The organism is Thalassolituus oleivorans MIL-1 (assembly GCF_000355675.1).
Taxonomy (GTDB): domain Bacteria; phylum Pseudomonadota; class Gammaproteobacteria; order Pseudomonadales; family Oceanobacteraceae; genus Thalassolituus; species Thalassolituus oleivorans.
The window spans coordinates 3,896,853-3,920,328 of the sequence record NC_020888.1; the positions used below are offsets into that span (position 1 = coordinate 3,896,853).

The window sequence follows — 23,476 nt, forward strand, 5'->3', positions numbered from 1 at the left end:
AAACCTAATGAAATCCATCACTCAGATCATTGCACTCGTCGGGCTAATGCTTAGCCCACTCGCAAGTCATTGCGTACTAGCGGATGCGACAACGCAATTGCAAACACTCGCGGCAACGGGTTCAGGCCCCTTCAGTGCCAGCGCTGGAGAAGCATTTTGGAATCAATCCTTTTCCAATGGTGGCGAACAGCGCAGTTGCACCACGTGCCACGGCAAAGACCCTGCACAATCAGGCAAACACCAAAAAACCGGCAGAAGCATTGCTCCTATGGCGGTGAGTGCGAACCCAGAACGCTTCGCTGATCGCACCAAAACCGAAAAGTGGTTCTTACGCAACTGCAAATGGACGCTAGGACGAGAATGCACTGCCCAAGAAAAAGGCGATGTCATCACTTGGCTAAATCAGTATTAATCGAGAGAGAACAATGAAACCAATACTTAACACTCTGCGCTATACCACCGGTATCTTGATGCTCGGCGGTGCTTTAACCCTAGGGCTGTATGGACTCAGTTCCATCAATAATCTGTCATTTGCGGATGAAGACGATGATGACCACGAACGCAGTAATCGCTACAGCGAAACAAGCGAGAAACGTTATAACCAAGAGGGCAGTTACAAAAAGGAGGGAAGCAGTAAAAATATAGAACCGACGCCAACGCCAGGCACGACGACTGCTGATGCTGCGGCTTATAAAGCGGAATGCGGCAGCTGCCACATTGCCTACCCAGCACACTTCCTCCCAGCTCGTAGTTGGCACGCCATTATGACAACACTGGATGATCACTATGGCGACGATGCCACGGTTAGCGATACAGCCCAGGCAAATATTTTGGCCTATCTCAGCGCTCACAGCGCGAGTAACCATAGCCGTATGATGGCCAGTATTCGCGACAGTGTAACTCCCATGCGCATTACAGAACTGCCATACTACAAGCGCAAACACCGCGAAGTACCAGAGCGTTTAGTACAAGGTAACCCAGAAGTCAGATCGTTCAGTCAGTGTGATAGCTGCCACAAAAACGCCGCAAAAGGAAAATTCGATGAAGATAACGTGGTTATTCCTGGCTATGGCCGTTGGGACGATTAATCCCGCATTTGCAGAAAAGCACCCAAACGCGGCACAGGTCAGGGCATGGGTAGAGCAGGGTGAGATACTATCACTTGAATCTATCCTGCAACTTACCCCGCTCGGTGGCGAACTTCTGGATGCCGAAGTCGAATGGGAAAAAGGCATGCTAACGTACGAGTTAAAGTGGCTGGATGCACAAGGACAAAGGCACGAAGCTTATGTCGATGCGCGTACCGGAAAAGTTATTAAAGTTGAGTCCGAGAACGATTGAGGCCAGCCAAACGTGAAGCTCCTGCTAATTGAAGATGACACACAACTGACCGATTCCTTGCAGCCCATACTGCGCCATGCAGGCTATGCCGTCGAGATTGCTCACGACGGCATAGAAGGTGAATTTATGGGCAACGAACTGCAACCAGACCTCATCGTCTTGGACCTTGGCCTGCCTAAAAGAGGAGGTTTGGAAGTACTTACAAACTGGCGAGCGTCAGGAAATAAAACGCCAGTTCTAATTTTAACGGCCCGCGACTCTTGGCACGAACGTGTGCAAGGGCTAAAAGCTGGTGCCGATGATTACCTCGGCAAACCCTTTCACAGTCAAGAATTACTAGCGCGCTTAGAAGCCATCAATCGTCGCCAAGTCGGTCAAGCCAGCAATCAACTGAGTTGGCGTGGAGTGAGTTTAGATTCCGAACGTCAACACGCAACCACCAACGATGGCCGTGTTATCGAACTCACCGGTATTGAGTTTCGTTTGCTACGCTACTTGATGCTGCATCCCAATGACGTGCACTCGAAAACCCGCCTAAGCGAACATGTCTACGAAGAAGACCAGTTAAAAGACAGCAACGTGATGGAGGTTTACATCAATCGGCTGCGCCAATATTTTGGTAAAGACTTTATCGAAACCCGGCGCGGCCAAGGCTATCAGCTAGCACCTGAGTTAACGCCATGATTTCGTTACAGCAGCAGCTAAGACGCCAATGGCTGATCACTATTTTGCTCATCATGCTGCCGCTACTGTTATTAGCCGATTTTGGCGTGCGTCAGCTCGTCACCGATACCGTCATGAGCCGCTTACAGCATGATGCCGACAGTCTTATCGCGGCATTAAGCCACAATGAGAATGGAGAATGGCAACTCGACGACAGCCATCTCGGTACCTTGTATCAACGCGTGTATTCCGGCCACTATTTTGCCATTCGCGATGAGCACGGCACGGACTTGCGTAGCCGCTCGCTCTGGGACAAACAAGCGCCCGTTATTACCCTCACTTTTGGTGAACAACAAAAGTGGCAACAACTTGGTATTCAAGGCGATCAGCTCGCCGAACAATGGCTCAATTGGGCCAAAGGTATTCGGGTGCAAGACCACGATTTCACCATCTGGGTCGCCGAAGATATTACTCCCCTGAACAACCAACTCAATCGCTACCGCATAGCTGCGATATCGCTATTGGCAATGGCCTTAGTCTCTTTAATGCTGATCCAGCGCTACCAGTTAAGCCGCGCCTTTGCGCGTCTGGAGCCATTGAAACAGCAACTACGCGCGCTGCGCTTTGGTGAAAGAGATGACTTAAATGCCGCTTCTGGGTTGTACCCACAAGAGGTGCAACCACTGGCCGAAGAAATCGACCGCTTGCTCAGCCTGCTACAGCAACGCGTAGGTCGTTCGCGCAATGCCTTGGGTAATCTTGCCCACGAAATGAAGCGACCACTGCAACAACTGCAACTTCTGGCCGAACAACTGGATGCTTCGCATCAAATCGAGCAACGCGACGCACTATCACGCCTAAGTCGATTAGTAGAGCGCGAGTTAAAACGTGCGCGTATTGTTGGAATGTCATCCCCCGGACGCCAGCTCAAACTGGCCGAAGATCTACCACCATTGCTGCAAATACTTGGGCAACTGTATCCACAGGCGCGAATACATGCGGCCTACGACCAAGATGCCGTGCTACCGCAAGATCATGACGACCTACTCGAACTACTCGGCAATTTACTCGACAACGCCTGCAAATACGCCGGTGGAGAGATCCAGCTCAGTATCGAAGCGTATCAACACCAAGACCAGGACGACCAAGCCGGTTGGCGAATACAAGTACGCGACCAAGGGCCGGGCATTGAACCGAATCAATGTAAGCACTTACTACAGCGCGGAATCCGTCTGGACGAGCACAGCGCTCAAGGCGATGGGCTTGGTTTAGCCATCGTCAGCGATATTGTCGACAGTTATCACGGCAGCCTTGAGCTTGCTGCAAACCGGCCGCATGGACTTAGCGTCGTTGTGACATTACCCACCGCAACCGGTCGCTGATCGCTGTCGGTTAGAAATACCCCTCACGCTTTTTCTTTTCCATAGAGCCCGCTTGGTCAGCATCCAATAGCCGCCCCTGACGTTCACTGGTGCGTGCGGTCAACATTTCAGCAACAATGCCTTCAAGCGTTGTCGCACGACTTTCCACTGCGCCGGTTTGTGGATAACAACCCAAAGTGCGGAAGCGAATCCAGCGCATTTGCAAAGATTCCAGCTCCTTAGGCGATAAATACGGACGCATGCGTTCATCATCTAGAGCAAGAATTTGACCGCTATCGTCATCGACCCAACTGAGGCGTTCGGCAGCAAAATAGAGCGGTACTATGTCGATCTTCTCCTTGAGGATATACAACCAGATATCCAGCTCAGTCCAGTTCGAGAGCGGGAATACGCGCACCGACTCGCCTTTTTTGATCTTACTGTTGTAGATCGACCAAAGCTCCGGGCGCTGCGCTTTCGGGTCCCAGACATGATTAGCACTGCGTACCGAGAACACACGTTCTTTGGCACGCGATTTTTCCTCATCGCGCCGGGCACCGCCCAACGCCGCATCAAAACCGTAATGGTCCACTGCCTGTTTCAACGCCGCCGTTTTCATTTGATCGTTGTACTTTACCGAGCCAGATTCAATCGGATGAACACCCTCCGCTAACGCCGCCTCATTAATATGAACATGCACCTGCAAATCGTGCTCTGCCGCTAGTCGATCACGGAAGCGTGCCATTTCGGCAAACTCCCACGTGGTATCAATATGCAGCAACGGGAAGGGCACTCGACCGGGATAAAATGCCTTACGCGCCAAATGCAGCATGACGGTAGAGTCTTTACCAATGGAATAGAACATACAGGGGTTATCAAACGCGGCTGCGACCTCACGAATAATGTGAATGGCTTCTGCTTCAAGCCACTGCAAATGCGTCATGCGTCTCTCAATAACATCAAGCATTCCGAACCTCCTGCCAGCCGCTGGCTGTGTATTGTTTGCTGACCCCCTCATCGGTCAGATGGAAAATATAAAGCCACTGGTTGTCGACTAACTGCCGTACGTTGTCATGCTGACTAATGATGCTCGCGATGGCCTCTTGCGGAGCCTGAATATAAACACTCAAGCGTAAGGGTTCGTGCACCCACTGCTGTCCATCGTGCAGTGACTGCTGCGAAAGACCAATGCGCAAGTCACCGCCATTGCCTTCAAAAACACCAAGATTGCCACCCACGACGTTGTGCAGCACCTTGTTGCCACTGCCAAATTTCAGTGGATCGGTAACCGAGGCGTTGTATTGCATATTAATCCAATGGGTAACGATCATAGGCGCGGTCATAATTTGCTCCAGTACGGCGAAGCCTTCATCGTCTTTGCTGTCATAGTCGTGCAAGAAGGCACGACCATCAAAGTTCAGACCACGGGTACGCTGACGCGGTGCCACGATAAATGCACTATTACCTGCTAGCCCCCACTCAGGGCGAACTTCCGACCAATCGAGCGCGCGACGCTGGATCGCCGCATCCAGTTTTTCTGGCTGATTAAAAAAGGCTTCATCGGCCAAACCTAAACCAACAGCACGCTCGCGCTGCGCTAACACAGTGGCATCCTTGAGCCATTGCGTACCAAGCTCCGATACTTGGCCAAAACATTGGATATGATCCGTTGTGGTGTTGTGCAACGCAGCGATAAAACGAGTACTCGTCGGAATAACCCAGCCACGGTCGGCCAATGCGGCGCGTACACCTTGGTTGTTCAACAACTGGGCAAGAACCTGCACGTTCACCGCTCCGGTCTGGCCCCCACAAGCACCGCAATCCAACCCTGCGGCATGAGGATTGTTGGTGGTATGACTACCATGACCAACGAGCAACACCTCGGACGCGAACCGTTTGATACTCATGGCTTTCAGAATACCTTCGACCAAATCCGTTTTTTCCACCAGAGTTAAGCTCGGCTCCCCCTTCCACAAGGTCCACTCTCCAGTCACCGGCATATCATTCACCGGATGCGCCTCGGCACTGAGGCCAAAGGTTTTACGCAGCAATTTCGCGACATAACTCAAGCCCGCGGCTTCAACCATGCTGAATGACGTCACCGCCCCACGGCTAAAGTCAGACCACGCCGCATTGCTCTCTTGCTGCGCTCGACGACTTACCGCTAATGCTTGCGCCTTAAAACCGCCTTCACTCGCGCGTAAACCCGCCGCCAATAAACCCGGAAGTTGTGGCCGATTAAGATCAGTACCAACGGGGGTGTAGACTAAAGGGATGCCAAAAAAACCGGCAAAACCGAATGTCTGAATCTTGCTACTCTGCGCTTCGAATGCACGACGCATCACCTCGGAGCGCACATCAATGCAAAACACCGCCTGCAATTTAGGTTGTGGCGAGGCTGCTAACGGTTTTTGCAGAAGGATCTGCTGTTCCTCGCGCTGGCGCGCCAGTTCTGCCGCCCGCTGCCATATCCACAAGGGTTTCTGTAACTGCTGCTGTGATTCGATCAGTGAATTAATTTGTGGAAGCTGGCCGTACCACTGCTGTTGCAACAGTTGCGATGCCTGTTGATGCCGCCATTGCCAGTGACGCCAAAGCGCTAATTCCCAGCCCAACCGGATTGCAATGAGCTGCGGCAACGCATCGTCGCTGCCGCCATCCAAGTGCGACTGCCAACGCTCAAAAGCTAACCACGATGCCCAACCATTGATGTCGAGTAGCAACGCATGGGTATAGGCTTCGATCTGCGCGGGTGTCGAAAAACCAAGCTCCTCCAAAGCAATCAAAATCAACGCTTGAGGGTCATCTGGCAACTCACGAAATGCCTTCGTCAAACCCGGCTCCCCCATCAGAATGGCAATACCTTGATCAACGCGGATCTGCCTTACCCAACTCAGGTATAAATTGTTGTGCGATTCATGACCTTGTTGCTGACAAAAGGCCGCACAGAACTGACTAATTTGATGAGTAATTTCATCTCGCCAAGCCATCTTATGCTGGCTATCGCGGGTACTATCGAGCCAGTCGGATACGTTGTGCCAATGCGCTTGCTTGTTCGAGTGATTCAACGCCCGCAATAAAGTATCAATATCTTCAGGCGCGTTAGCCTCAGCCGCGGCAGCCAGCAAATCGATCTCACGAATCTGACTGCGCTGCCATAAACGCGCATAGTACTCTGCTGGCATCAGACAACGAATACGGCCCAGCGCTTCAAGCCGAGCGGCTACAGCAGGGAATGGCTGATCGCGCATCTCCCAAAGAGGATTCACTGCAATCAACTGATCAAGCGGCCATGTTGGCGCAACACGCTGTCCTGCCGCGTTCACCGCAGCCAAACGCGCCGCATATTCTGTAGAAACCGTCTGTGTTTTCATGACAATTGCTCCGTACGACCCTTAGCCGCCAGTAGTTGTTGTGCTAATTGTTCAGAATTTTGCATAGGTGCCAGTTTAGGATTGGCGCGCACAGGTAAACGCGCTGGCCATAGGCGCAAGGTAATACGGGTAAACCATTCGTCTAAATAGAAACCGGCAAATAAGGCGACCGATAACCGCTGCATCGACGGCCAATGCGAACGCCAGCGCAGCAGCCACCAAGTTACAAACAAGACTAAGAACAACCCAGACGCCCACCAATCTGCCGCACTGAAAAGTTCAGGCCGCACGGTCTCGCCCAAATTGCCCGCAAGAGGCTGCATCAAGACTTTAAGCAGGCTGTAAGCCAGCGCTAATGAAACGGCCAAAGTGAGTGATCGCAACCAAACAGCGGAAAAGATCGATCCCTGACCGCTCTGTGCCAGAAAAGCCGTCAACGCCAGAGCCAAGAGTAACCAGCTGCTGAGTAACTGCGAGACAGGATGTAAATATGCCGACAACCAAGCCGCGCCAACGACGACAGCCGTTGCCGGAACAACCACGACAAACCATTGGCGCAACCCAGGCGGCGGTGAAACAAGTAACGATTGCTGAATATGTTGCTGCACGGCCGAGCCGGAACTGAGAAATGCCCAAGCCTTATATGACGAATGAGCGAGTAGATGCAGTAACGCTAGCTCCACCAAACCCAGTGCACACTCAAGTAGCATCAGTCCCATTTGCGCACTCGTCGACCAAGCCAGCCGTACTTTGACACTGATACGGGTGGTCATAATCAAGGCCGCTAATACTGTGGTTAAACCTGCAACGACCAGCACTAACCACTGCGCCGCAGCCACCTGTAAGAACAGAGGGGCAAAAAGAATCAATAAGAAACCACCTAAGTTGATCACCCCAGCATGTAGCAGGGCAGATACTGGTGTAGGCGCTTCCACGACTTGAATCAACCAGCCATGAACCGGTAACTGAGCGCACTTAATCAGAGCTGTTAGGGCAATCAGTACAGCGGCGATCTGCTCGCTCAAATTGAGTTGAGCCGGAGCCTGATACGCGGCCAAAATCGTATCGATATGAGCACTACCATGCTGTTGCCAGAGCAAATAAAAAGCGGTTAACAACGAGGCTTCTGCCACTCGTGCCAGTAAGAATTTTTTATGTGCCGCCAGCGCTGCTCGAGGGCGATCGGGGTAAAACATCAATAACTGATGTAAGGCTAGGCTTATTGCAATCCAACCCAGCACGAACAGTAGAAGATGATTGCTGATAAACACCAGCGCAACCGCCGCGAGCGTGAGCAACAGCCAGCGTAGATAACGGCCAAAGCCGGGCTCTGCGGCAAGATAGCGGTACGAGAATTTAACCACCACCAGAGCCATTACACTTAACAGCACCAGTAAGGTTAGCCGCAGAGGAGAATCACTGAACCAATGCAGATCCGCGTCAGGAAGCATAAAGGATGAGGCAACAGCGGTGAGTGTGAATACGGCAACGAGTTGCACCGCACGCCAAGCAAAACGCCAACGCTGGTGATCGTTTAAAGCAAAGCGCCGGGTCTGCAAACCGGCAGGCATGGCGGCCAATATCAGTGTTAGCGGGATCGCCGCCAACACCGTGGCCATCAGCAGAGAGGAAATACTCATGGTACGCAACCTCTGGTTATGGGATTAGGTGTGCGTTCAGTATCTCTGCGCTGGTCATTGCAAGTAAAATAGATATAAACTCATAATTCATTCACTTTTTGAGAACGATTGAGTGAGCCGCCTAAATTATCATCATCTTCATTACTTCTGGCGCGTCGCCACCCTAGGCAACCTGACGGAAGCCGCGCGCCAGCTGCATGTGTCGCAGTCGGCACTGTCTGCGCAAATCCGCGCGTTAGAAGAGAGTATGGAAACGAAATTGTTTGAACGTAGCGGTCGCCGACTAGTGCTGACGGCCACAGGGCAGCGAGTGCTAGGCTATGCCAACGACATTTTTAGCCGCGGTGAAGAACTCGAATCATTACTGCGCCATGGCGTAGAACCGGAATATCAGCAGCTGCGTATTGGTGTGTTATCTACTATGTCGCGTAACTTTATCGAGGGATTTATAGCGCCCTTAATCAATCAACCTAAAGTTCGCTTTAGTCTGCATGCGCGCGGCATGGCCAATTTGTTAAATGGCTTGGCGAATCATCAATTTGATCTGATTCTTACCAACAGCAACGTTACTGCTGATGATCAGGATACGCTGTGGCAAAGCCAATTATTGGCGCGCCAACCACTCGCCGTGGTTGGGCCTAAAGGGCAAAAGCCGACGACTAGCTTTCCGCAAGGTTATACGGGAAAGCGCTGGGTGCTACCGACCACACGAACGGAATTACGTACCGCTTTCGATGGTTTTTGTAGCCGCTGGAATTACGATCCTGATGTACAAGCAGAAGCCGATGACATGGCCATGTTGCGTCTGCTGGCACGAGACACAGGCGCATTGACGGTACTGCCGCCGGTGGTGGTAAAAGATGAAATAGCCCGAGGCACATTGCAAGAATTTATGACCCTGCCAAATGTGTACGAGAGCTTTTATGCGGTAACCGTTAAGCGCCAATTTGTATCGCCGGTGCTAACTGAATTACTCGCACAGCATAGCGGTTAATAGACAATTTTCGTTGCTATTAACAACCGCGCGTCACGACAAACTCATCGTCATCGAGGTTCTTTTGCGCAAACGTCAGCTGATAATTCACCTGATGCAAAATATCCGTGCTCGAACGCCGTAATTGCATGCGCGCCAATAACTCAGTAAAAAGTAAATCTTCGACATAAGCCGCGTTGGTTTTCACCTCAGCCACAACCGCGTCATCCATTTGCTGAAGAAGACTATTCACAATCTGCTGTTCACCACTCATGACATTGCCCTAACACAACGAATTAGCTTCCATTGTGCAACAGACAAAAAAAACGGGCTTGATTCGCATCAAGCCCGTTGGGTGTTGTTTGTGCCTAACTAGCAGCAAAAAAAGATTAAAATTTCGCGTAACGAGCTTAAATCATCCCTTACGATAAATCCGCTGTAGGCCGAGCTCTAAACCAAACAACTTAAACACCTGATTTAGAGAATTGACCGTTGGGTTGCCTTCGTCCATTTCAATGGCTGCCAAAGTGCGGCGTGATACGCCACATAACTTCGCAAATTCATGCTGATTTAAACGCGCAATATGTTTGCGTAAAATACGGGTAGCACCACCCAACGTTAACTGGCCCGACGCGACAGATTGCTCGACCAAAGCCAACAACTCAGCTCGTGACATGTGCGCCAGCTCGTTATCTGGAATATCGGTTATCCCGCTCATGGTAACAGCCCCCATGTTTTTAGGCGTTCCTCTGTGCCAGGTAAATTTAAACTAGCCACGTGATGATTTAATACTTCATCCGGAACGCCACACTCCTCCGCTAAACGTTTTAACGGGGCCAATTTTTTGGCAAAATCACAAAGACCACTCCACAAAGCGTCGCAATTAACTTGGGCTGCGGCACTGGCTTCCGCACAAATTCCTCGCCAATCATAGCGTCCGCCCAGTTCATTCTCATTGCTCCAACGGCTGGTGCGAGTAATGCCAGAGTCATCCAATACCATTGGTGCCAAATCGTAAATAGGCGCCAACTCAATTTCACCTTCCCAGCGAATAATTGAGGTATTACGGCCATGGTTATCGCTATTTCCCAATACGATATTGAGAAGATCGCGGCGTAAATATTCAACAACCATTTTCTCAACATCATCTTCTTGGCCAGCATCTCGCCAATCATCCGCAAGCTGTTTTAAATAAACGCCATGCGACACGGTTGCGCCCGGCTCTGTGTTACCAACCAGCGAGTAGAGTGATTCAATGGCGCAGCGATACATACCGTCTACACCTTTCAATCTGTCGAAGCGAGGCAACCAAAGGCTAGGAGTCGTGATGCGCTTTTCTTCATCGGCACCAAAATAACTCACGTTTGCTGATTCAGATTGATTGGTTTCATATTGGGCGTAACCCACAACATTTAACCCCAGTCGTTTAGCTAGCCGATAATACGCAGCCTCAGTTTCTAGCACTAAAATATCCGAGGCTAACGGGCGACCTTGGCTCGAATTTTGACGCGGGAATTTAACCAGAAAAAATTCGTTGGCATCGCTATCAGGTAAAGAAGCTTCGGGATAGTACAGTCCATCTTGCCCAGAAATTAGCTGAAACTTAGGTGCGTCACCGCCAGCCCCCGATGCCCCACCGACGGCGGCACCATGTTCACGGGCGTAGTCTAGAAAATGGGTGTCACGGGAAAGGACATCCGCCATAGCAAAACCCAATGGCGCTATATCGCTATCTGAGCAACTCTCTTTGACTCGCATATTGCCGATAGGCGAACGTGAACCCAGCCGTAACAAATGCAGATCCTGCTGCGCACCATCCATAAGATTTTCGCGCTGCAACCAATAGCGGCGGCCAGCACCCATTGGCATAACATCAAACAAAAAGGCCGGCCAGATATCGCATTCATGCGGGAAAAAGTCTATGGGATAACGCATGCTGACACGCGCCGCTAAATTGCTTTGGTGTTTTGCTACATATGAAGCGTTGTATTCTAGACTGACGCGTCCGTGACGGCCCTTATCTGGCTCATGAAACGTCAACACGCAAGCATCCAACCACTGGCCATCAAGATAAGTCTGAAGCGTTAAGGTTTCCATCGGCTCACCGGATAATGCATTTTAATGCACTATTATTACTCTCAGGTCGAAATAAGTGCAATAAAAAGCACTAAATCCTCAAAATATTGAATCTAAGTGCAATTTATTACACTTTCAGCGACAGCATTCTTAATACACAAGAGCACATAAGCTAGGATAAAAAACGGGCTTGATTCGCATCAAGCCCGTTGAGTGTTGTTTGTGCCTATTTAGTGGCAAAACACCACCTAAGCACTCATCTTGGTCGCCATATTGCGTTTTTTCAGATGAATCAAAATCTGGCTAATCGCAGCAGGGGTGATACCGGACAAACGCGAAGCAACGCCCAGTGTTTCTGGCTGCAAGGTGCGCAGTTTTTGCTTCACTTCGTTCGATAAGCCACCGATGGCATCGTAATCCAAATCAACCGGCAATTTAGTACTTTCATAGCGACGCGATTGTTCGATTTCTTCTAGCTGGCGTGCAATATAACCATCGTACTTGGCTTGAATTTCGACCTGCTCGGCCACTTGTGGGTCGGCCACTGGCTCGCCTTTAAACTGCGCGACTTTGGCGTAATCCAAACCCGGGCGCTTGAGCAAATCGTGCAGGCTATATTCGTGATTAATCGCAGCTTCGCCCATGTCTAATAGCGCTGCGGCTTCTGGGGTATTCGGTTGCACCCAAGTCGTTTTAAGACGCGTCACTTCTTGCTCAATGGCTTCGCGCTTAGCCGAAAATGCGGCCCAGCGTTCGTCATCAACTAAACCTAAATCACGACCAACTTCGGTTAAGCGCAAATCAGCGTTGTCTTCACGCAATACCAAACGGTATTCCGCACGGCTGGTGAACATGCGGTACGGTTCTTTGGTGCCCATGGTGATTAAGTCATCGACCAACACACCGATATAGGATTGATCGCGGCGCGGTACCCAAGCGTCTTTTTCTAACGCGCGCATAGCGGCATTCACACCGGCCAAAAGGCCTTGCGCACCAGCTTCTTCATAGCCTGTCGTACCGTTGATCTGGCCAGCAAAGAACAAGTTATTCACAAACTTGGTTTCGAGGCTGTGCTTCAAATCTTGCGGATCAAAATAATCGTATTCGATGGCATAACCCGGACGCGTGATGTGCGCGTTCTCGAAGCCGACCATGCTGTGAATAAGATCCAACTGCACATCAAACGGCAAGCTGGTTGAGATGCCATTCGGGTACAGCTCGTTGCTATTTAAACCTTCTGGCTCCACAAAAATCTGGTGGCTGGTTTTATCAGCAAAGCGCGTAACTTTATCTTCAATCGACGGGCAATAACGCGGGCCAATACCTTCAATCACACCGGCATACATAGGCGAGCGATCAAGGTTATTGCGAATAATCTCGTGAGTACGCTCGTTGGTGTGGGTGACGTAACAGCTAATTTGTTCAGGGTGTTGAGAGACCGAGCCCATAAACGACATCACAGGCAGCGGTGTATCGCCCGCTTGCTCTTGCATCACCGAAAAATCAACGCTGCGACGATCAATACGCGCCGGTGTTCCGGTTTTTAAGCGGCCAACGTTAAAGGGCATTTCGCGCAAACGCTTCGATAAAGCATTTGATGGGGGATCACCCGCGCGACCACCGCTGTGGTTTTCCATACCAATGTGGATAAGTCCGCCCAAAAACGTACCAGCGGTTAACACTACGCTGGTCGCATGGATGCGCATATTGGTATTGGTGACGACACCGCAAACCGTGCTGCCCACGCCATCACCTTGCACGATTAGATCGTCGCAAGCGGCTTGGAAAATATCGAGATTGGGCTGGTTTTCAACAATATTGCGGATCGCAGAACGATACAAAGCACGGTCGGCTTGGGCACGAGTGGCACGCACCGCTGGGCCTTTGCGGCTATTCAAAATACGGAATTGAATACCGGCCAAGTCGGTTGCTCGCGCCATTGCACCGCCAAGGGCGTCGATTTCTTTCACCAAATGGCTCTTACCGATACCACCAATCGCTGGATTACAGGACATCACACCGACCGTATCGGTGTTATGCGTGAGTAATAGGGTCTTACAGCCAGTACGGGCCGCTGCTAATGCAGCCTCAGTACCAGCATGACCACCACCAATCACAATGACGTCATAGCGAACGGGATAATCCACAAGCCACCTCAATATTCGTTCGTGCAGAAAAGGGCGCGCATTATAACAGCGCTGTAGAAAAACCCCATAGCATTTGGATAGTTTTTGATCAGAAGAATTATTAACACGATCAAGTAAACAAAAGCGAGTTGTGAATACTAGTTATCCACATTGTGAGTAATCTAGCTGAAACCTTTTGATTTCAAGGCGTTATGGCTGTTGATAAACCTGTTCACTAATGTGGACAAGTATTATCACGCCAACTGATACAAAAGTTATTCCAACACAAATAACACTTTAGTCTTAGGTTTTTCCCCACTAATCAACAGACTTATCCACAGCTAAATGGTCGTGTCTGTCGTTGTATCAGTGGTGGTATCCGTTGTTGTGTCGGTTGTCGTATCTGTCGGTGTATCCGTCGCGGCTGGGGTGAAGCTCATAAAGAGCAGCTCATCACTTTTACGAATAAAAAACTCTAGGTCACCATCAACGTTAACGGCTGCATACCCAGGTGCATTAACCACGTTAAATTCAGAGCAATTTTTGCGTTCTGTCATTTCCACCTGATACAGCGTCTGATTTTTATCTAATAGCCGAATTGCCCCGTTAAATGTACAGCCGGAGGCATCGGTGCTAATGCCTTTAAACGTAACGCGATCCGAAAGCGCGGTTAGATAAAGCTCATACCCTGTGGATAACCACTGCCCATCAATCGCGTTAAGCGCGGAATTATTCTCCCAAGTACCATCATTGGTTAACGAGAAGCTGCCGCCAACCGTAGATGTTTCGTAATCTCCTACCAAAGTGTCATTTTCAGCGCTGCTGCTAAACAACAAGCCACTTAATAAATAGTCCTCGGCTAAACCACCGGCAACGTACTGTTCTGCACTGGTATCCGCATCAATAAAGTCATAACCCTCAAGCGTGATATCCGCGAGCTTGGTTTTATCATCGAGATCGACCGTACCGTAATAGCCCGTAGCCTCATCAAAAGCGAACACATTTCCGTTATAAATCAATACTCTAAGCGTTCCTGCTTGATCAAATTGGCCATCCCATAAACCATTGAGCAGCAAGGTAGGATCATCCACAACCTCACCTTGCTCGTTAACGATGTCCTTCGGCGCTTCTTCGGCGATGCATCCAACCAACAAGGTCGCCATTAATCCTAAAAATAGACTTCGCACAATGGAGCTCCCAACAAAACATAAAAACGAATTAACCTATAGCTTAGTTAACGGCAGGCTTTTCGTTGGCTTTAGTCATGATACTTGTGTGAAAAATCAGACCAACTTAGGTCAGTGACGCAAAAAGCAGTCTGCCAATTCAGACGTTTACCGTTAATTAGCACTCAGGCATTGCACTTCTAACGCTTGGTAGACTTGAATGTGTTCTCACAGGGAGGAATCGTTATGTCAGAAACTCGCACGCACCTAAAAGCACTCGCCACCGATCAAATACGCCATGCCAACTTAGCCGCCGCTAGCTTTCGTGAGCTAGGAAAAGCAGCAGGCATTAAATCCAGCTCAGTGCATTATCACTTTCAAAGCCGCGATAAGTTACTCACAGAGCTACTGCAAGATTACGATACCGACTTTTTTGATCGCCTCGATCTTATGACCGAAGGCATGACCAAGCCGCGCCAGCGTTTACTTGCGCTGTTCAGCATTTTTGAAGACTCTCATAAACACCAGTTACAGTGTATGAGCTTGGCTTACGCTGCGTCTCAGCACGAACTTAGCCCTGCCAGTTTAGAGGCCGTCGATCACTTTTTAAGCCGCTTAGAAGAATGGGTGACCGATACACTCGCGAATGCACGTTTATTACCTATGCCACGCGAGCAGCTCGCGCGTGTTTTAGTCAGCAGCCTTGAAGGCTCATTACTGTTTGATCGCCTTCACAGCGAACCAAGACATTTGCAGGCCACCAAAGATTGGATCTGTACCTTATCCAGTTTGTAAGCTGTCATTAAGTCAAATCAGGCCTATTCCTCGTGTGTATAGGCCTGCAAGCACCTGCCAGATACTCATATTGTGATTTTCAGTCACACTTTGTCCTTAGTTAACCTGTCACATTCAACCTGCCGGTTCTATCGTTGTTTAAACACTTATAAGAAGTAGGCAAGGTTATGAAAAAGTCAGCAAGAGAAATCAGCGCTGAAGTTACTTTCCCAGGTCGTAAAATGGACTTTGGTTTTGAATTTAAAGATCTTCCGCGTTATTGGAATGATAACGATCCCTTCAAAACTCATTTTATGAATGCTTTGTCGTGCCTATTTTTAGAAGGTGAGCGTATGTTCATCGACGCCGTGCGCGATCATCAGCATTTAATTACCGACCCGCGCCTGCAAGAGCAGATCAAAAGCTTCATTAAACAAGAAGCTATTCATGGCAACGAGCACCATCAGTTCAGCAAATATCTCGACAGCTTAGGCTATCCGGCCACGAAGGTAGAAGCCTTCGAACGCAAAGAAAAAGTGTGGATGAAAAAGTGGATGCCAGCACGTCGCCGCTTAGCGATTACCTGCGCGGTAGAACACTTTACCGCTATTCTTGCTCATCAAGTGCTTACCAATCCAGAAGCAACAGAAGGCATGGATCCACGCTTTAAAGAAATGTGGCTATGGCATGCCATTGAAGAAACTGAACATAAAGCCGTCTGTTTTGATGCGTATGAAGCTACCGGTGGTAAATACTTTATGCGCGTATTCGCTATGTTCAACGTCACTTGGATGTTTTTACTGCGTGCGACCATCGTGCAATGCATTTTCTTATGGAAAGATGGAAAATTATTCAGCCCATCGGTGTGGAAATCAGGCTTTAGTTTTTATTGGAAAAAACCGGGCTTAATCCGTAGCGTTTGGAATGACTACAAAGACTACTATCGTCGTGACTTTCATCCGTGGGATCACGACAATCGTGAAGAGCTTGGTAAATGGCAAGCAGGGCACGAGAATTATAAAGTGGTTTAAAATTCCATGAATCGTCACTAAAAATAAAGCCGCTGAAAAGCGGCTACGTATCTTTTTTCATCGTCTCCTAAATGATCCTAGCAATCGCGCGATAGCTTAATCTCGCTTATCTCCGATCATTACAAACTCAATCGATCTCATTAGATGGACTTGTTGCAGAGAAAGCTCAGTTAAGAAAACATTTACTTTAATAAATAGGGCTATTATAAAATCACGCTAAGCTAGCTCTTATTAACTACCTTAACTCTTCTATACCGCAATCTTTTAAGAAATCATACGTCGAATTATAGTATTCAGGCAAACGAGTTATATCCTCTTTATCACCAATAGGAATATATATTATGAAACCTTGACGCGCTCTTGTTAAAAGTACACGGTAGGTATTTTCAAGATACCTTTTCGAATCATTAGTCCCTCGATTTTGCCACTTTGTTCCTGAAAATTTATAGTACTCAAAACTTCCATCAACGTATCGAAAATCGGCATCCCAACCAATCAAAGACCAATCGAGTTCCAAACCCTGCACTTTAAACTCACTCATTGCTTCCTCTAACATGTTCGAGCTTCGAACATCTTGGCTCGGCTTTAAAAACCAATGAGCTTCATCTGTTTCTTTACTATTAAATATACCTTCCGCTCGCAGTCGTCTAGCAGAGGAACTAGACAGCACTCCCATTCTTTCTAATCCACGGCATTGTTTTTTTATCCAATTTTTTGCATCTACTAAAGATCGAGTAATTCGGATAGGATATTTATCAGAAATTTTTCTGTGATCTTCTTTAGCAAGCTGAGCGTCCCCTTTCAAAATTGCATCTGTGAAGTTAGATAGATTCGATGCTCTATAAGATCTCTGCGAGCTAGGTAAATGAAAGCCTGACTTTTGATAATATCGAGGATCTTCAGTATTAAAATAATTTCTATCTAGAGCGTTTGAATAATAAACATCCCACTCCTGAAAATTAGTCTTGATTGAATCAGTCCATGAAGAAATTCCAGCCTCGCCAGTATTAATTTCCTGACCTGTACCAACTAGCGCCACAACAACACACCAGTCTCCGTGTCTATCCATACTACTTAGCAGAAGATCTGGCTCAGATCCCAGACCTGAATACTCTGGCTTATTCCTGACAAGGTGCTCTTCCGTCCATGCGCGTTGAGCCTCATCAAAAATTACCACATGCTCATGAGGTACCGTTTCGACTAAGGAATACTGGTCTCTAAAATGATGGACATTCTGAATACTAGCTTTGACTTCAGGGGTCACTGCTACTCGTCGCTCTCCTCGAACTACCCGATCTTGAATCAAGGCTTCTCGCAACACATTAACTAAAGGTCCATTACCTGATAGATATACTGCAGATTCCAACTTGTCGATTGTAGGCCGAGTCGCGACATTCAACCCCACCAAGGTTTTTCCAGCACCTGGAACGCCTGTTACAAAACAAATTGCTTTCTTTTTATCTCTATGGCATTTCGAGATGACATCCTTAATAGCTGTTGTCGTTTCTGTCAGATTTTTTGCCGTAGCATCGTGGCGCATTATATCGGCCACATTGTGATTTGCATAAAGCGCCCGAGCAGCTTCAATAATAGTAGGCGTAGGTTTATAAGCAGAATTAATCCATATACTAAAATCAATTGAAGAATAATTAGGATATTTTTCCGTAAAATCCGTAAGAATATTTGCTATAGAATTACCATTAGTTTTTTGAATAGATGCTATATTTCGATCGATATGTAGCTCTGTTTTATATATTTTTGTTGCCCGAGTTGCTACCAATATTGGAACAATAAGCTTGTTATCACTACCTTCATGAAAACTTTGAAAATCCAAACAGTAACTATAAGTTTGCTCCTGATCAGAAGAATTAAAGAGACTTGAGCCTACTTTAAATTCAAGAACAAAAATTATTCCTTTATACAAAACAACAACATCTGCTCTTCGTCCCATTCGCGGAATTAACACCTCGAAAGCGACATAAGCATCAGAAAAATTGACTAATTGCTGTTTAAGAATTCTGATCTGCTCAGTCCAAGCAAAGGTTTGTTGATTAACAATATCTTGCGAATGTTTTTGCGTAATTTTACCAATAATAGAATCATCAGATTCTTGAATAAAACTACTAACATCAGAAAAATAATAAGCCCTAGTCATCTGCCACCTCAAAATCAAGGAGCAACGACATTTGTAGATCTAATGCTTTGGCTAATTTCGCGATATTAACTAAAGAGACGTTTCTCTTACCTCTCTCCACACCACTAACGTACGTACGATCGAGATCTGCTAAGCTTCCGAGTTGCTCTTGACTTAACGCCTTTGCTATACGCGCATCTCTAACCCGAGCCCCAAATTGCTCTAACAACCGCTGTTCCATTCTTAGTTCCACAAACAATGTCGAACTTGAACTTCACTGTTTAGTTGACTATAAGTCTACGGACTATAAGTCACATGTAAAAATTGCTAAGAATTCGGAGAAAGAAAATACTGTAACTAACTAAAACTATTCCGCTACTTCCCAATACAAAACGACCCAAAAATCTCGCCCAGCAAATCATCTGCGGTAAACGCGCCGGTAATCTCATTCAATGCTTGTTGCGCCATGCGCAAGTCTTCGGCCAGCAGCTCGCCTGCGCCCATACCATCCAATTGCTGGCGGCCAAAGGCGACGGCGTCGTTGGCGCGGTTGAGAGCGTCGATATGACGGCGGCGAGCGAGGAAACCACCTTCGTTGGCAGCGTTGTAGCCCATGATGTCTTTTAGATGTTCGCGCAGTACGTCAACACCGGCATTTTGTTTGGCCGATAAGGTGATGGTGGGATAGCGCTTATGTATATCTAAACCGATTACCTCTGTGGATAAGTCTGCTTTGTTGCGAATCACGGTTATGCGTTTTGATTGCAAAAAATCATCTGCTTGCTCTTTTAAGCCTCTTTCGTCGTATAAAGCGTGCAGTAATTTCTCCGGATCAGTCTCTGTTGTGGTGCTATCCACCATCAAAAGCACGCGATCGGCTTTGCTAATTTCGTCCCAAGCGCGCTGAATCCCAATCTTTTCGACTTCATCGGGCGCATCTCGCAAGCCAGCGGTGTCGATAATGTGCAGCGGCATGCCGTCGATGTGGATGTGTTCTTTCAGTACGTCGCGAGTAGTACCGGCAATGTCGGTAACGATGGCGCGTTCTTGGCCAGCCAAGGCGTTCAATAGTGAAGACTTACCGGCGTTAGGGCGTCCAGCAATCACCACGTTCATGCCTTCGCGTAAGATCGCACCTTGGTTAGCTTCGCGCATAACGGCGGCCAGCTCGGCTTCAACTTCGGCCAGCATGGCGCTGACTTTGCCGTCGCTTAGGAAGTCGATTTCTTCTTCCGGAAAGTCGATGGCGGCTTCTACATAAATGCGTAATTGAATCAGTTGATCGAGCAGGCTATGCACCCGGCGGGAAAACTCGCCTTGCAGTGAGCGTAATGCGCAGCGTGCTGCTTGTTCTGATGCAGAATCGATTAGATCAGCAATGGCTTCTGCTTGGGCTAAGTCCATTTTGTCGTTTAAGAAGGCGCGTTCGGAGAATTCGCCTGGGCGCGCCAAGCGACAACCTTGCGCTATCACTTCTTTCAATAAAATATCCAATACCACTGGGCCACCGTGGCCTTGCAGCTCAAGTACGTCTTCACCAGTAAAAGAATTGGGATTCGGAAAGAAGAGGGCGATGCCCTCGTCGAGTACGCAGCCATCTTGTGCTTTAAACGGCCCGTAGTGGGCGTAGCGCGGTTTCGGTAGATGTCCGAGCACTGCCAGTGCCACCGCCTGCGCCTTGTCGCCTGATACACGAATAATGCCGACGCCACCACGACCGGGAGCAGTCGCTACTGCAGCAATGGTATCTTGGTGGACGGCGTTGGTCATATCGGTACCTTAAAAACAGAAGTCGTAAAACAGCATTGTACATGAGGCCGACGAACAGCCATAAAAAAGGGCGCCGAAGCGCCCTTTCATTTTCTCATCAGCACTCAGTGCTTACGAATTTTCTATCTGTTTAGTAATCACGTACTGCTGAGCAATCGACAGCACGTTGTTCACTACCCAGTACAGTACTAGGCCAGCAGGGAACCACAGGAAGAATACGGTAAAGATCACCGGCATAAACTGCATAACACGCGCTTGCATCGGATCTGGCGGCGTTGGGTTAAGCTTCATTTGAATAAACATCGAAGCACCCATGATCAACGGCAAGATGAAATATGGATCCATCACCGACATATCACGAATCCAGAAGAAAAACGGCGCTTGACGCAGTTCAACGGATTCCATTAATACCCAGTACAAGGAGATAAACACTGGCATCTGTACCAAAATAGGTAAGCAGCCGCCCAGCGGATTGATCTTCTCTTCTTTATAAAGCTTCATCATTTCCTGACCAAGCTTCTCACGGTTATCGCCGAATTTTTCTTTAATTTCGGCCATCTTCGGCGCCACTTTGCGCATATTCGCCATTGAGCGATAGCTAGTCGCTGACAGCTTAAAGAAGGCCGCTTTAATAACCACGGTCAGCAAGATAATAGCCACACCCCAGTTGCCAACAAAACCATGAATGAACTCGAGCAACCAGAACAAAGGCTGAGCGATAAACCACAAAATACCGTAATCAACCGTTAGATTTAGGTTTGGAGCTATAGTCTCTAAACGTTCTTGGTCTTTAGGGCCAACGTACAGCTGAGCACCAACATTGGCCGTATCACCAGCCGCTACTGTGAATGGAGCATCGTAGAAACCGAATACATAATTGCCTTTAACGAAACGACCATTGTAGGTGTGTTGAGTCTCTTGCGATGGTACCCAAGCAGACAAGAAATAATGCTGAAGCATTGCTGCCCAACCGCCTTCTTGTACCGATTTATAACCGTCATCTTCTAAATCACTGAAGCTTACTTTTTTATAGCGATCTTCTTTGGTGGTTAATGCCGCACCAAGATACGCTTTCATACCCATGCCTGACGCAGTTGACGGATCTTGCGAACCATCACGCTTCAGCTGAGCGTAAAATGCACCCTGCCATTCGCTATCAGAAGTGTTGGTGATGCGGTAATTCATATCCATTAGATAATCACCACGACGGAAGGTATAAATCTTCTCAATCTTAGCTTTATCACTAACATGAGTTAGAACAACAGTAATCGCTTGCTGATCATCAGACAAAGTATAGGTAGTTTGGGCAGCGCTATATAACGCAGGACCTGCCTTATCAATACCGTCTTTGCCGACTAAACCACTCTGCGCAACATAAGTGCGACGCTGGTTTTTCTCTAGCAATACGAAGGGCACGTCTTGTTGATCAATCGACAGTGGGTAAGCCGGCAATAACACCTCGGCTACTTCACCACCGCGTGGATCAATTTTGACTTGTAGAACATCGGTAGTCACCGTAATCAGTTCACCGGTTGGTTCAGCTGATACAGAAACATCTGTTACGGGTGCATCAACAATCGGTTGATCGCCTGTACCTACAACGGGTGTTTCATTAACGTCCGTGGTTTGTGGAGCATCCGATGCTTGGGTAACTTCTGCGCTAGCAATCGGCGCGTTATTTAGGTTTTTCTGTCCATAATCCTGATTCCAGGTATAAATCAGAAAGTAAGTACTAACGGCCAGGCCAATAAATATGGCCAATCTGCGGATATCCATGATCAGGGTTTCCGTTGACAACAAGTAGGTGAATGGGTGGGTAAATCGGGGACGGGATCAACACCATGGGAACCCCATGGATGACACCGACCTATCCGTTTCGCGGCAAGCATACCACCACGAAGCGCTCCATACCGCTGAATTGCTTCGGCAGCGTAAGAAGAACACGTAGGATAATAGCGACAACGGCTGGGGAAAAGAGGACTGATGGCATAGCGATAGACAGCTATCAAAGACAGCAAGACCTTAGCGCCCGGTTTGACGCCGCTTGTTGCGGTTTCCGTTTGCTTGTCGGCCATGAGGTTGCTTCAGTCTGAACCAGAGGGCGTCGATCATCTCACGAATTTGCTGGTTGTCCAGTCCGGTAATACCAGATCGGGCAAGAATAACCAGATCAAGCGCCGCAATATCGTGCTGGTGAGCACGAAATGACTCGCGGATAAGCCGTTTGACACGATTACGGTCTACAGCTCGCTTAATCTGTTTTTTCGCCAGCACGAATCCGATTCGTGGCTGATCTTGCTCATTAGGAGCGGCTAACACCAAGAGGTCAGCCGTACTCCCACGCAACGCTGTGTTGTCAAAGACTCGCTTAAACTCAGCAGGTTTTAACAATCGCGATTGACGGCGAAATGCTAAATCCGGCATGCACAGACGTTCGATGGGATTCAACGAACAATTATGCTGTCAGGCTATGACGGCCTTTTGCACGACGACGAGCCAAAACTAATCGGCCGTTTTTAGTAGCCATACGAGCACGAAAACCGTGAGTACGCTTACGTTTTAATACGCTTGGTTGGAAAGTACGTTTCATAACACTGTCACCCGTTAAGTGAAAAGGGTCTAATTTTTAAGGGCGGCAATTGTATGAAAATCAAAGCGTAATAGCAATGGCTAATTTCTATTCAATTTTGCTGACCGTAATTTTGAATTTTGTTTACTAAAGAATATGTATGAAATGATGTTTAAAGAAAGAGGAGATAGTTTGTATTTATTATTCTTATAGAGCTACTTTTCTGTGAATAACTGATAATTTTCTATATAAATCAATAAGATAGAGAAATGATAAGTTCGGTACTACATGCGTTTAACGTATGTACGAGCTGGGTAAAAGCGGTGTACAGAATGCTAGTTTATGCACAAGGTGAATTCTTGCTAGAAATTCTCACGATTCTGTACCCAAGTTCGTCCCCCAGTTGTCAGGTCTGTTATCCACAGGGCCATTTCTTTCTTAATAATAGCGGTAATAGCTGTGGATAACCCGCCGCCTC

23 protein-coding genes are annotated in these 23,476 nt (G+C 48.1%); 8 read left to right on the plus strand and 15 right to left on the minus strand.

What is annotated here, in order from left to right; genetic code table 11:
- The first annotated feature begins 7 nt into the window (after positions 1-7).
- The 5 genes from TOL_RS17905 to TOL_RS17925 are packed head-to-tail and all read left to right on the plus strand — an operon-like array spanning position 8 to position 3,386.
- The gene (locus TOL_RS17905; RefSeq protein WP_015488792.1) at positions 8-412 is read left to right on the plus strand and encodes a DUF1924 domain-containing protein; all 405 of its coding nucleotides are present in this window, start codon (positions 8-10) and stop codon (positions 410-412) included.
- Between the two features lie 13 nt (positions 413-425).
- Positions 426-1,088, plus strand: coding sequence for a diheme cytochrome c (locus TOL_RS17910; RefSeq protein ID WP_015488793.1), 663 nt, complete (start codon positions 426-428; stop codon positions 1,086-1,088).
- Positions 1,042-1,341, plus strand: a complete 300-nt coding sequence (locus TOL_RS17915; RefSeq protein WP_015488794.1) for a PepSY domain-containing protein — start codon at positions 1,042-1,044, stop codon at positions 1,339-1,341. Before TOL_RS17910 ends, TOL_RS17915 begins: the two co-directional genes overlap by 47 nt.
- 12 nt (positions 1,342-1,353) lie before the next feature.
- Entirely contained in the window at positions 1,354-2,025 is a 672-nt protein-coding gene (locus TOL_RS17920) for a response regulator transcription factor (protein WP_015488795.1), read from the plus strand.
- The gene (locus tag TOL_RS17925; protein ID WP_015488796.1) at positions 2,022-3,386 is read left to right on the plus strand and encodes a sensor histidine kinase; all 1,365 of its coding nucleotides are present in this window, start codon (positions 2,022-2,024) and stop codon (positions 3,384-3,386) included. The genes TOL_RS17920 and TOL_RS17925 overlap by 4 nt, the downstream gene beginning before the upstream one ends.
- A 10-nt stretch (positions 3,387-3,396) precedes the next feature.
- On the opposite strand, the gene cysD is transcribed toward TOL_RS17925, so the two are convergent.
- The 3 genes from cysD to TOL_RS17940 are packed head-to-tail and all read right to left on the minus strand — an operon-like array spanning position 3,397 to position 8,379.
- Positions 3,397-4,332 carry a sulfate adenylyltransferase subunit CysD gene (gene cysD, locus TOL_RS17930; protein WP_015488797.1) on the minus strand — a complete coding sequence of 312 codons (936 nt, stop codon included), beginning with the start codon at positions 4,330-4,332 and terminating at the stop codon, positions 3,397-3,399.
- Entirely contained in the window at positions 4,325-6,739 is a 2,415-nt protein-coding gene (locus TOL_RS17935) for a DUF2309 domain-containing protein (RefSeq protein ID WP_015488798.1), read from the minus strand. The genes cysD and TOL_RS17935 overlap by 8 nt, the downstream gene beginning before the upstream one ends.
- Complete coding sequence (locus TOL_RS17940) at positions 6,736-8,379, minus strand: NADH-quinone oxidoreductase subunit L (protein WP_015488799.1); 1,644 nt, start codon at positions 8,377-8,379, stop codon at positions 6,736-6,738. The genes TOL_RS17935 and TOL_RS17940 overlap by 4 nt, the downstream gene beginning before the upstream one ends.
- 112 nt (positions 8,380-8,491) lie before the next feature.
- Here TOL_RS17940 and TOL_RS17945 point away from each other — a divergent pair, with 112 nt between their 5' ends.
- Positions 8,492-9,373, plus strand: a complete 882-nt coding sequence (locus TOL_RS17945; protein ID WP_015488800.1) for a LysR family transcriptional regulator — start codon at positions 8,492-8,494, stop codon at positions 9,371-9,373.
- 19 nt (positions 9,374-9,392) lie between these two features.
- Here the strand turns inward: TOL_RS17945 and TOL_RS17950 are convergent, their stop codons facing one another.
- The 5 genes from TOL_RS17950 to TOL_RS17970 all read right to left on the minus strand — a co-directional run bounded on the left by TOL_RS17950 (position 9,393) and on the right by TOL_RS17970 (position 14,741).
- Complete coding sequence (locus tag TOL_RS17950; RefSeq protein WP_015488801.1) at positions 9,393-9,626, minus strand: hypothetical protein; 234 nt, start codon at positions 9,624-9,626, stop codon at positions 9,393-9,395.
- A 141-nt stretch (positions 9,627-9,767) separates the two neighbouring features.
- Complete coding sequence (locus TOL_RS17955) at positions 9,768-10,070, minus strand: helix-turn-helix domain-containing protein (RefSeq protein ID WP_051052441.1); 303 nt, start codon at positions 10,068-10,070, stop codon at positions 9,768-9,770.
- On the minus strand, positions 10,067-11,449 hold the full coding sequence (locus tag TOL_RS17960; RefSeq protein WP_015488803.1) for a type II toxin-antitoxin system HipA family toxin: 1,383 nt from the start codon (positions 11,447-11,449) through the stop codon (positions 10,067-10,069). Before TOL_RS17960 ends, TOL_RS17955 begins: the two co-directional genes overlap by 4 nt.
- 227 nt (positions 11,450-11,676) lie before the next feature.
- A complete protein-coding gene (mnmG, locus tag TOL_RS17965) occupies positions 11,677-13,575 on the minus strand; it encodes a tRNA uridine-5-carboxymethylaminomethyl(34) synthesis enzyme MnmG (protein ID WP_015488804.1) in 1,899 nt (632 codons plus the stop codon).
- 320 nt (positions 13,576-13,895) lie between these two features.
- The gene (locus tag TOL_RS17970) at positions 13,896-14,741 is read right to left on the minus strand and encodes a hypothetical protein (protein ID WP_015488805.1); all 846 of its coding nucleotides are present in this window, start codon (positions 14,739-14,741) and stop codon (positions 13,896-13,898) included.
- Between the two features lie 225 nt (positions 14,742-14,966).
- On the opposite strand from TOL_RS17970, the gene TOL_RS17975 reads away from it, so the two are divergent.
- Together TOL_RS17975 and TOL_RS17980 are read left to right on the plus strand one after the other, a co-directional pair.
- The gene (locus TOL_RS17975) at positions 14,967-15,515 is read left to right on the plus strand and encodes a TetR/AcrR family transcriptional regulator (RefSeq protein ID WP_015488807.1); all 549 of its coding nucleotides are present in this window, start codon (positions 14,967-14,969) and stop codon (positions 15,513-15,515) included.
- A gap of 167 nt (positions 15,516-15,682) precedes the next feature.
- Positions 15,683-16,525, plus strand: a complete 843-nt coding sequence (locus tag TOL_RS17980) for a metal-dependent hydrolase (RefSeq protein ID WP_015488808.1) — start codon at positions 15,683-15,685, stop codon at positions 16,523-16,525.
- 235 nt (positions 16,526-16,760) lie between these two features.
- On the opposite strand, the gene TOL_RS17985 is transcribed toward TOL_RS17980, so the two are convergent.
- The 7 genes from TOL_RS17985 to rpmH all read right to left on the minus strand — a co-directional run bounded on the left by TOL_RS17985 (position 16,761) and on the right by rpmH (position 23,019).
- Complete coding sequence (locus TOL_RS17985; protein ID WP_015488809.1) at positions 16,761-18,680, minus strand: DUF2075 domain-containing protein; 1,920 nt, start codon at positions 18,678-18,680, stop codon at positions 16,761-16,763.
- Positions 18,673-18,900: a helix-turn-helix domain-containing protein gene (locus TOL_RS17990; protein ID WP_015488810.1), complete on the minus strand. Its 228-nt coding sequence runs from the start codon at positions 18,898-18,900 to the stop codon at positions 18,673-18,675. Before TOL_RS17990 ends, TOL_RS17985 begins: the two co-directional genes overlap by 8 nt.
- Before the next feature lie 134 nt (positions 18,901-19,034).
- Entirely contained in the window at positions 19,035-20,429 is a 1,395-nt protein-coding gene (mnmE, locus tag TOL_RS17995; protein WP_015488811.1) for a tRNA uridine-5-carboxymethylaminomethyl(34) synthesis GTPase MnmE, read from the minus strand.
- 111 nt (positions 20,430-20,540) lie between these two features.
- Complete coding sequence (yidC, locus tag TOL_RS18000; protein WP_015488812.1) at positions 20,541-22,205, minus strand: membrane protein insertase YidC; 1,665 nt, start codon at positions 22,203-22,205, stop codon at positions 20,541-20,543.
- Between the two features lie 2 nt (positions 22,206-22,207).
- Positions 22,208-22,504, minus strand: a complete 297-nt coding sequence (gene yidD / locus TOL_RS18870) for a membrane protein insertion efficiency factor YidD (protein WP_075272566.1) — start codon at positions 22,502-22,504, stop codon at positions 22,208-22,210.
- Positions 22,452-22,853 (minus strand): ribonuclease P protein component, encoded by a 402-nt coding sequence (gene rnpA / locus TOL_RS18005; RefSeq protein ID WP_015488813.1) that lies wholly within the window; start codon positions 22,851-22,853, stop codon positions 22,452-22,454. Before rnpA ends, yidD begins: the two co-directional genes overlap by 53 nt.
- 31 nt (positions 22,854-22,884) lie before the next feature.
- Complete coding sequence (gene rpmH, locus TOL_RS18010; protein ID WP_015488814.1) at positions 22,885-23,019, minus strand: 50S ribosomal protein L34; 135 nt, start codon at positions 23,017-23,019, stop codon at positions 22,885-22,887.
- Positions 23,020-23,476 lie beyond the last annotated feature (457 nt).